This is a genomic window from Streptomyces sp., from assembly GCF_050698815.1.
In the GTDB taxonomy this organism is placed as follows: Bacteria; Actinomycetota; Actinomycetes; order Streptomycetales; family Streptomycetaceae; genus Streptomyces.
This window is the reverse complement of sequence record NZ_JBOHCV010000494.1, coordinates 1-9,656: the sequence shown is the minus strand read 5'-3', so window position 1 is coordinate 9,656 and position 9,656 is coordinate 1. Positions and strand designations below refer to the sequence as shown.

6 protein-coding genes are annotated in these 9,656 nt (G+C 71.5%); 2 read left to right on the top strand and 4 right to left on the bottom strand.

The annotated features are described in order from the left end of the window. Window positions 1-2,092, bottom strand: a 2,092-nt coding sequence (locus tag ACRDP3_RS17845) for a GNAT family N-acetyltransferase (RefSeq protein ID WP_431517957.1), incomplete at its 3' end; no start/stop codon positions are given. Window positions 2,093-2,274: 182 nt separating this feature from the next. Here ACRDP3_RS17845 and ACRDP3_RS17840 point away from each other — a divergent pair. Continuing rightward, complete coding sequence (locus ACRDP3_RS17840; protein WP_431517956.1) at window positions 2,275-2,559, top strand: HPr family phosphocarrier protein; 285 nt, start codon at window positions 2,275-2,277, stop codon at window positions 2,557-2,559. A gap of 95 nt (window positions 2,560-2,654) precedes the next feature. Here the strand turns inward: ACRDP3_RS17840 and ACRDP3_RS17835 are convergent, their stop codons facing one another. From ACRDP3_RS17835 to ACRDP3_RS17825, 3 genes are all read right to left on the bottom strand, one after another. Further along, window positions 2,655-3,440, bottom strand: a complete 786-nt coding sequence (locus ACRDP3_RS17835) for a M23 family metallopeptidase (RefSeq protein WP_431517955.1) — start codon at window positions 3,438-3,440, stop codon at window positions 2,655-2,657. A gap of 500 nt (window positions 3,441-3,940) precedes the next feature. Next, a complete protein-coding gene (locus ACRDP3_RS17830; protein WP_431517958.1) occupies window positions 3,941-5,311 on the bottom strand; it encodes a M16 family metallopeptidase in 1,371 nt (456 codons plus the stop codon). A 56-nt stretch (window positions 5,312-5,367) separates the two neighbouring features. Next, a complete protein-coding gene (locus ACRDP3_RS17825) occupies window positions 5,368-6,717 on the bottom strand; it encodes a M16 family metallopeptidase (protein ID WP_431517954.1) in 1,350 nt (449 codons plus the stop codon). A 245-nt stretch (window positions 6,718-6,962) separates the two neighbouring features. On the opposite strand from ACRDP3_RS17825, the gene ACRDP3_RS17820 reads away from it, so the two are divergent. Continuing rightward, window positions 6,963-9,410, top strand: coding sequence for a DNA gyrase/topoisomerase IV subunit A (locus tag ACRDP3_RS17820; RefSeq protein WP_431517953.1), 2,448 nt, complete (start codon window positions 6,963-6,965; stop codon window positions 9,408-9,410). Window positions 9,411-9,656: the final 246 nt, after the last annotated feature.

The following is a 9,656-nucleotide window of genomic DNA, read 5'->3' as shown; positions in this document are numbered from 1 at the left end:
GTTCCAGGGTGGTGTCCAGCGGCTCGGGAACACCGGGCCCCTCGGCGGTCTCGGCACCGGCATCGGCATCCGCCGCGTCGGCGGCATCGGCGGACGTGGCGTGTGCGAGCAGATCCGCGGCCGCGGTCTCGTCGACATCGAACTCCGGTACCCGGCCCGGGCTTTCCGCCTCCCGGCGCCAGGCGGCGTACCGGGACGCCTCGGCGAGGGCGCGGACGGCTCGTTCGGCTGCCGGATACGAGGGGATGCCGCGTTCGGCCAGCGCGGTGTCCAGCCCCTCGATCGCGAGGTGCACGACGGTGACGGGTTTGCCGGCGCCGGCCGAGGCCTCCCGCAGCGCGTCCGCCAGATCCGTCACGCTGTCCGCGTCACCGCCCACCCACGGTATGGCGGTGACGACGACCGCGTCGGTGTCGGGGTCGGCGAGGGCGGCGCGCAGGGCGCGTCGGTAGTCCTCGGGGGTGGCGGAGGTGTCGAGGTCGACGACGGGGTGGGGGCGCAGGTCGCCCGCGAGGCAGGCGTCGTAGCTGAGCAGGCCGAGGGACTCGGCGTTGCCGAGGATGGCGGTGCGGGGCCCGGCGGGCAGCGGCTGCGAGACGAGCAGGGCTCCCGCGTCGAGCAGTTCGGTGACCGTGTCCACCATGATCACGCCCGCCTGCCGGAGCAGGGTGCTGACCGTGGCGACGGGCGTACGCGAGACGGGGACGGCGTGCCCGGGCGGCGGCGCACTGCCGCTGTGCCGCGCTCCCTTGACCACGACCACCGGCTTGCGGGCGGCGGTGCGCTTGGCGAGCCTGGTGAACTTCCGCGGGTTGCCGATGGATTCGAGATAGAGCAGGGCGACCTCGGTGTCCGGGTCGTCGTCCCAGTACTGGAGCACGTCGTTGCCCGAGACGTCCGCGCGGTTGCCCGCGGAGACGAAGCTGGAGAGCCCGATGCCACGCTGGTGGAGACCGTCCAGCAGAGCGATTCCGATGGCGCCGGACTGGGTGAAGAGCCCGACGCGGCCACGCTGCGGCATTTCGGGCGAGAGGGTGGCGTTCAGGCGTACGTCCGGTGCGGTGTTCATCAGCCCGAGGGCATTGGGCCCGATGACGCGGGTTCCGTAGGAGCGGGCCAGCCGGACCAGTTCGCGCTGCTCGTCCCGGGTGAAGTCGGCGCTGAGCACGACCAGGCCTTGCACACCGGCTTCGCCGCACTCCCGTGCGACGGCGGTCACCTGGGCGGCGGGGACGGCGACGACGGCGAGGTCGAGAGGCTCGGGCACGTCCCGCGTTGCACGGAAGGCGGGTACGGCCCCGCCGGCGTCCCCTTCGCCGCCGATCTCGGAGCGGCCCGCCGGCAGCTCGTGGTTGACCGCGTACGTGCTGCCCGTGAAGCCTCCGGCCCGCAGGCCGTCCAGGACCCGCCGCCCGGCGCCGCGCGGTGACCGGCTGGCACCGATGACGGCGACCGAACCGGGGGCGAGCAGCCGCCGCACGGAGCGGCCCTCGGCGCGCTGTTCGCGGGCACGCATCACGGCGAGGGACTGCTCGGTGGGTTCGAGGTCGAAGGTGAGATGGACGGAACCGTCCTCGAAGCTGCGCTGCTGGGAGTAGCCGGCGTCCGTGAACACCTTGATCATCTTGTTGTTGGCGGGCAGCACTTCGGCGCTGAAGCGGCGGATGCCGCGCTCGCGGGCGACGGCGCCGATGTGTTCGAGGAGGGCGGAGGCGACGCCGCGGCCCTGGTGGTCGTCGCGTACGAGGAAGGCGACCTCGGCCTGTGTGGTGGCGGTGGTGGCCGCGCGCCCGGTCTCGTCGATGCGGTCATAGCGGACGGTGGCGATGAATTCGCCGCCGACGGTGGCGGCGAGGCCGACCCGGTCCACGTAGTCGTGGTGGGTGAAGTGGCGGACGTCGCGGTCCGAGAGCCGGGGGTAGGGGGCGAAGAAACGGTAGTACTTCGACTCGTCGGAGACACGCTCGTAGAAGCTGACGAGGCGCTCGGCGTCGTCCGCGGTGATGGGCCTGATCAGGGCCGTGCCGCCGTCGCGCAGTACGACGTCGGCCTCCCAGTGCGCCGGGTACGCGCGCTCCTCCGAGGTGGGCATGGGGCCAGGGTACGGCCGGTGGGCCGAGGTGTGGCGTGTGGTGCGCGGGTGTGGTGTGCCGCAGGGGGCGACCGGGCGGCGCCGGTCCGGGTGGCCGGGGGGACGGGACGCGGATGGCCCGGCCACGGCATGCGAGACTGCTCTATCGTCTGGACGACAGGAACGACTTGAAGGGCAACACCATGGTTGAGCGCCGTGTCACCGTCGGCTGGGCCGAAGGCCTGCACGCCCGCCCCGCCTCGATCTTCTGCCGCGCCGCGGCCGCCTCGGGGGTCCCGGTCACCGTCCACAAGGGCAACGGCGGCACCCCGGTCAACGCCGCCTCGATGCTCGGCGTGCTGGGCCTGGGCGCGGAGGCCGGCGAGGAGATCGTGCTGTCCTCGGATTCGGTGGACGCGGAGAGCGCCCTCGAACGTCTGGCGACACTGGTTGCCGAAGGACTGGAAGAGCTTCCCGAAACCGTCTGACCCCACCGCACCGCAGCGAACGGGCTGCACGCGTGCGAACGGACCCCCGGCCGCGATGTGCGACCGGGGGTCCGTGCTGTGCTGTGCCGCCCGACTCAGAGCCCGACGCCGTGCTCCCGCAGGTAGCCGACCGGGTCCATGTCCGAGCCGTAGTCCGGGCCCGAACGGGCCTCGAAGTGCAGATGCGGGCCCGTGGTGTTGCCGGTGGAACCGGAGAGGCCGATCTGCTGTCCGGAGGTGACGGACTGGCCGGCCGAGACGCTGATGGACGACAGGTGGGCGTACTGGGTGTACTTGCCGTCCCGGTGCTTGATCACGATGTTGTTGCCGAACGAGCCGTCGAAGCCCGCCTCGACGACCTCGCCCGCGGCCACGGACTTCACCGCAGTGCCCTCGGCCGCCTGGAAGTCGATGCCGGTGTGACCGCCGGAGGACCACAGCCCGCCGGAGGACTGGTACGAGGTGGAGACGGAGGCGTCCTCGAGGGGCGCACCGTAGGCCAGGAGCTTGGCCCGCGCGGCCGCCCGGGCGGCCTTCTCCTTGGCCTCGCGCTCCCGCTTCGCCTTCTCCGCGGCGGCCTTGCGCTTCGCCTCGGCCGCCTTCTTCTTGGCGATGGCCTCGGCCTTGGCCTGCTCGGCCTCGGCCTGCTGGGTCCGGGCCTGCTCGCTCACGGTGTCGGCGAGGGAGTCGCCGAATCCGACGGCGCGGGTCAGGCCCGTTTCGTGTGACGTGGACTGCGTGCCGCTGTCGGCGACCGCGGGGGTCGCGAGCGAACCGACGACGCCTGCGGCCGCCAGGCCGGCTATGCCGGCGACTTGGGCGCGGCGGCGGGACGCACGGCGGGGACGACGGTGCTTCCCGGTGGCATGGGTGAACGCCATGGGCTGGCGTGACTCCTTTCCTTCCTTCCCGCCTACCGGGTTTCCGCCTGCCTGCGGCAGGAGGGACCCCCAGACGGTTCGGAGCAGGAAGGTCTCCTACGGTCCGGCTCTCGCGAGACGGCCCGATTCACCCCACCCCTGCCTCGGCGGCGGCCCGGCTTTCCCGGTCCGGCCTCGGAAGGGACCCTCGGCACCGGCTACGGTGCCACCAAGGGAAGAGTCCCCGGCTCCCCCTCGCATACGTGCTGTACGCGGTGTACGGGGACTCGGCGATGCTGGACGTCGGCCGCGGTCGCGGTCACTTCTGACGAACAGCCGGACCGACGCTAAACGGGACAACTGTCAACTGCCAAACCAATCCCGCGATTTGTCACGTAGCCCACACGGCATACGGGACGATGTCGACCGAATCAGGACATACACACAGGGCACGGGCCGGTTCCCGGTCATGTTCCTGACCCGGGAACCGGCCCCGCGTGCCCCACTGCACGTGATCCGGCTCAGCCGCCGGCCACCACCTTGACCTCGCCGATCCCCAACTCCCGTACGGAATCGGCGATCTGGTCCGCGTCGCCGACCAGAATGGTGACCAGCCGGTCGGCCGGGAAGGCGTTCACGGCCGCCGCCGTGGCCTCGACGGTGCCGGTCTGCGCGAGCCGCGCGTACAGCTCCCCCTGGAACTCGTCCGGGAGGTGCTGCTCGACCTGGTCGGCGAGGGTGTCGGCGACCGCTGCCGCGGTCTCGTACCTCAGCGGCGCGACGCCCACCAGGTTCTGCACCGCGACATCCCGCTCGTCGTCGGTCAGCCCGTCGGCGGCCAGCGTGCGCAGCACCTGCCACAGGTCGGCCAGCGCCGGTCCGGTGACATCCGTGGCCACCGATCCGGAGACGGCGAGCAGGGCCGCACCGGTGCCCTCCGGGGTGGAGCGCAGCACCTGCCCGAAGGCGCGCACACCGTAGGTGTAGCCCTTCTCCTCCCGCAGCACCCGGTCCAGCCGGGAGGTGAGGGTGCCGCCCAGGCAGTAGGTGCCGAGAACCTGGGCAGGCCAGACGCGGTCGTGCCGGTCGGGTCCGATGCGGCCCAGCAGCAGCTGGGTCTGCACGGCGCCCGGACGGTCCACGATGACGACCCGCCCGGTGTCGTCGGCGGTGATGGGCGGGGCCGGGCGCGGCTGCGCCGTGGAGCCGGTCCAGGTCCCGAGCGTCTCGGCCAGGGCGGTGTCGAGGTCGACGCCGTCGAGGTCGCCGACCACGACGGCGGTGGCCGTGGCGGGCCGTACATGCGCGTCGTAGAAGGCGCGGACCGCTGCCACGTCGATGCGGGACACGGTTTCCTCGGTGCCCTGCCGGGGGCGCGACATCCGGGAGGCGGCCGGATACAGCTCCTTGGCGAGCTCCTTGGCCGCGCGGCGGGCCGGGTTCGCCAGCTCGTGCGGGATCTCGTCCAGCCTGTTGCCCACCAGGCGCTCGATCTCGCTCTCGGGGAAGGCGGGGGCGCGCAGCGCGTCCGCGAGCAGGCCCAGCGCCTTGGTCAGCCGGGACGCCGGGACCTCCAGCGAGACCCGCACGGCCGGGTGGTCGGCGTACGCGTCGAGAGAGGCGCCGCAGCGCTCCAGCTCATCGGCGAACTCCTCGGCGTCGTACTTGTCGGTGCCCTCCGACAGCGCGCGGGCCATGATCGTGGCGACGCCGTCGAGACCGTCCGGCTCGGCGTCCAGCGGCGCCGGCAGGGAAACCTCGACGGCGACGACCTGCTGGCCGGGGCGGTGACAGCGCAGCACCGTGAGCCCGTTGCCGAGCCGGCCGCGGTCGGGGGCGGGGAAGGCCCAGGGCTTGGGCAGGCCGCCCTGCGGCTGCGGGTGGAAGTCCATCGTCCTGCCTTGCGTACCGTGCGGACCCGTCGTGTCCGCGGGGGTGGCGGCGTCGCTCACTGGCCGGGCTCCTCATTCTGGGCGGTCTCGTCGGTCTCGTCCTGGGCGGTGGCGGTCGGCTCGTAGACGAGCACGGCGCGGTTATCCGGGCGGAGCCGGGCGGCGGCCACCGCCCGTACCTCCTCTGGCGTGATGTCCAGGACCCGCTGCACGGCGGTCAGCGCCAGCTGCGGGTCCCCGAACAGCACGGCGTACCGGCACAGTTCGTCCGCGCGTCCGCCCACCGTGGCGAGCCGGTCCAGCCACTCGCGCTCCAACTGGGCCTGCGCGCGCTCCATCTCCTCCGGTGTCGGACCTTCCTCGGCGAACCGCCGCAGCTCGTCGTCGACGGCCTCCTCGATCGCGGAGACCTCCACCCCGCCGGACGCCTTGACGTCGAGCCAGCCCAGCGACGGTGCTCCCGCGAGCCGCAGCAGCCCGAACCCGGCACCGACCGCCAGCCGGTCGCGGCGCACCAGCCGCTTGTTCAGCCGCGAGGACTCGCCGCCGCCGAGCGCGGTCAGCGCCACGTCGGCCGCGTCGCACTCGCGGGTGCCGTCGTGCGGCAGCCGGTAGGCGGCCATCAGGGCACGGGAGGGCACGTCCTCGTGGACGACCTCGCGCTGCTGCGTGCCCGCGATGTCGGGCAGGGCGCCGTCCCGCGGGGGGTGTTTGCCCTCGTGTCCGGGCACCGAGCCGAAGTACTTCTCGATCCAGACGAGCGTCTGCTCCGGGTCGATGTCGCCGACGACGGCCAGCACGGCGTTGTTCGGCGCGTAGTACGTGCGGAAGAACTCCCTGGCGTCCTCCAGGGAGGCGGCGTCCAGATCGGCCATCGACCCGATCGGGGTGTGGTGGTAGGGATGACCCTCGGGGTATCCCATCGCGGTCAGCTTCTCGAACGCGGTGCCGTAGGGCACGTTGTCGTACCGCTGGCGGCGCTCGTTCTTCACCACGTCGCGCTGATTCTCCATGGACTCCTCGTCCAAGGCGGTCAGCAGCGAGCCCATCCGGTCCGCCTCCAGCCAGAGCGCGAGCTCCAGCTCGTGCGCGGGCATGGTCTCGTAGTAGTTGGTGCGCTCGAAGCTGGTGGTGCCGTTCAGCGAACCGCCCGCGCCCTGCACCAGCTCGAAGTGTCCGTTGTTCGACACCTGCGCCGAGCCCTGGAACATCAGGTGCTCGAAGAGGTGGGCGAGTCCGGTGCGCCCCGCGACCTCGTGGCGGGAGCCGACGTCGTACCAGAGACAGACCGCGGCGACGGGCGTGAGGTGGTCCTCGGAGAGAACCACACGCAGGCCGTTGGCCAGCTTGTGCTCGGTCGCTGTCAGCCCGCCGGTGGAAGGCGGGGGCGTGGCCGTGTGACCCATGGGCGTGGAGTCCCTTCGATCGCGTCAGTTGCGTGCACGTGGTGGCAGGCGATCCTGTCACTGTATGCAACCGCGCCGACAGCGTACGAAGTTCCCGTACCGTACGCCCAAGGACGCGGGGAACGTGCCCGGCCGCCGGGTCGGCACCCCCCTTGTCGGCGACGCGGTCCACAATGGTCCGCGTCAGATCCTCCCGGCTCACCACCCGCAGCCGGAACCGTCCGCACCGAAGGAGCCCAGCCGCGATGGCCCCCCGCAGTACGAAGACTCCGCCGCCGGACGATTTCGAGGAACGCATCCTCGACATCGACGTCGTCGACGAGATGCAGGGCTCCTTCCTGGAGTACGCCTACTCGGTCATCTACTCGCGCGCCCTGCCCGACGCCCGGGACGGGATGAAGCCCGTACAGCGGCGGATTCTGTACCAGATGCACGAAATGGGACTGCGCTCCGACCGGAGTTACGTCAAGTGCGCCCGGGTCGTCGGCGAAGTGATGGGCAAGCTCCATCCGCACGGTGACAGTGCGATCTACGACGCGCTCGTGCGGATGGCGCAGTCCTTTTCCATGCGGCTGCCGCTGGTGGACGGCCACGGCAACTTCGGCTCGCTGGGCAACGACGACCCGCCCGCCGCCATGCGGTACACCGAGTGCCGCTCCGCCCCGGCCGCGGGCCTGATGGTGGAGTCGATCGACGAGGAGACCGTCGACTTCGCGCCGAACTACGACGGCAGTGAGAGCGAGCCGTCCGCGCTTCCCGCGGCCTATCCGAACCTGCTGGTGAACGGCTCGTCGGGGATCGCGGTCGGAATGGCGACCAACATGCCGCCGCACAATCTGGGTGAAGTCATCGCCGCCGCCAGGCATTTGATCAAGCACCCGGGCGCGGACCTGGAGACGCTGATGCGTTTCGTGCCCGGCCCCGACCTGCCCACGGGCGGCCGGATCGTCGGCCTCGACGGCATCAAGGACGCCTACGCGAACGGCCGCGGCACCTTCAAGATGCGCGCGACCGTGGCGGTCGAACAGGTCACCCCCCGCCGCAAGGGACTGGTGGTGACCGAGCTGCCCTTCACCATCGGCCCGGAGAAGGTCATCTCCAAGATCAAGGACCTGGTCAACTCCAAGCGGCTGCAGGGCATCGCGGACGTCAAGGACCTCACCGACCGCGCACACGGACTGCGCCTGGTGATCGAGGTCAAGAACGGCTTCAACCCGGAGGCCGTGCTCGAGCAGCTCTACAAGCTGACCCCCATGGAGGAGTCCTTCGGGATCAACAACGTGGCGCTGGTGGACGGCCAGCCGCTCACGCTGGGTCTGAAGGAGATGCTGGAGGTCTACGTCGACCACCGCTTCAATGTGGTGCGCCGGCGCAGCGAGTTCCGGCGCGGCAAGCGGCGGGACCGGCTGCACCTGGTCGAGGGGCTGCTGGTGGCGCTCCTCGACATCGACGAGGTCATCAGAATCATCCGGTCGAGTGAGAACGCGGCGCAGGCCAAGGAATCCCTGATCGCCCGCTTCGGACTCAGCGAGGTGCAGACGCAGTACATCCTGGACACCCCCCTGCGGCGGCTCACCAAGTTCGACCGCATCGAGCTCGAGAGCGAGCGGGACAGGCTGCGCGGCGAGATCGAGGAACTGACCCGGATCCTGGACTCGGACGCCGAGCTGCGCAAGCTGGTCTCCGGTGAACTCGCCGCGATCGCCAAGAAGTACGGCACCCCGCGCCGCACCGACCTGCTGGAGTCGGCGGGCACCCCGGTGGCATCGGTCCCGCTGGAGGTCGCCGACGACCCGTGCAGGGTGCTGCTGTCCTCGACGGGCCTGCTCGCCCGTACGGCCAACGGCGAGCCCGCGTTCGACGCGGCGGCCAAGCGCGCGAAGCACGATGTGATCGTCTCGGCGGTGCCGGCGACGACGCGCGGCGAGATCGGTGCCGTCACCTCGACGGGACGGCTGCTGCGGCTCACGGTCGTCGATCTGCCACAGCTGCCGGAGTCCGCGTCGGCACCGCATCTGGCGGGCGGGGCACAGGTGTCGGAGTTCCTGTCGCTGGAGACCGGCGAGCGGCTTGTCTGTCTCACCACGCTGGACGAGTCCTCCCCCGGGCTCGCGCTCGGCACCGAACAGGGCGTGGTCAAGCGGGTGGTGCCCGACTATCCCTCGCACAAGGAGGAGCTGGAGGTCATCTCACTCCGCGAAGGGGACCGGATCGCGGGCGCGGTCGAGCTGCGTACGGGCGAGGAGGACCTGGTCTTCATCACCGACGAGGCCCAGCTGCTGCGCTATCCGGCGGGCCAGGTCCGGCCGCAGGGACGAGCGGCGGGAGGCATGGCGGGCATCAAGCTGACGGGTGAGGCGAAGGTCATCACCTTCACGGCCATCGACCCGTCGGCGGACGCGGTGGTCTTCACCGTGTCGGGCTCGCACGGGACGCTGGACGACTCGATCAGTACGGCGAAGCTCACACCGTTCGATCAGTATCCGAGGAAGGGCCGCGCCACAGGCGGGGTGCGCTGCCAGCGGTTCCTGAAGGGCGAGGACTGCCTGACGCTGGCCTGGGCGGGGCCCACTCCGGCGAAGGCGGCGGCCGAGAACGGCGCCCCGGCACAGCTGCCGGAGCCCGACCCGCGCCGGGACGGTTCCGGGGTGCCGCTGGCGAAGCCTGTCGCGGTGGTCGCGGGGCCTGTGTAGGAGCGCGGCCGGTACGGGGGCGCGGCGTGCCGGCTGACGGCGTCGGCGCCGCACGGTCGTACACGTCACAGCGCGGACCGGCCCCGGGGACGGGCGCCTGCGGCTAGTGCCGCGACCGGCAATGTTTGCCCGTGGAGGAGCGTCGTCCAGCTTGGGGTCTCCCCGGGCCGCAGGCCCAGGGGATGCGAAGCGCAAGGCGGCCGGAAGTCCTTGTAGCGGAGCTACCAGGACTTTTAGCCAACGCTG

Bases quoted from the DNA above. Each gene is read 5' to 3' on its own strand.
- ACRDP3_RS17840 (WP_431517956.1), top strand. From the start codon at position 2,275: ATGGTTGAGCGCCGTGTCACCGTCGGCTGGGCCGAAGGCCTGCACGCC.
- ACRDP3_RS17835 (WP_431517955.1), bottom strand. From the start codon at position 3,440: ATGGCGTTCACCCATGCCACCGGGAAGCACCGTCGTCCCCGCCGTGCG.
- ACRDP3_RS17830 (WP_431517958.1), bottom strand. From the start codon at position 5,311: ATGGACTTCCACCCGCAGCCGCAGGGCGGCCTGCCCAAGCCCTGGGCC.
- ACRDP3_RS17825 (WP_431517954.1), bottom strand. From the start codon at position 6,717: ATGGGTCACACGGCCACGCCCCCGCCTTCCACCGGCGGGCTGACAGCG.
- ACRDP3_RS17820 (WP_431517953.1), top strand. From the start codon at position 6,963: ATGGCCCCCCGCAGTACGAAGACTCCGCCGCCGGACGATTTCGAGGAA.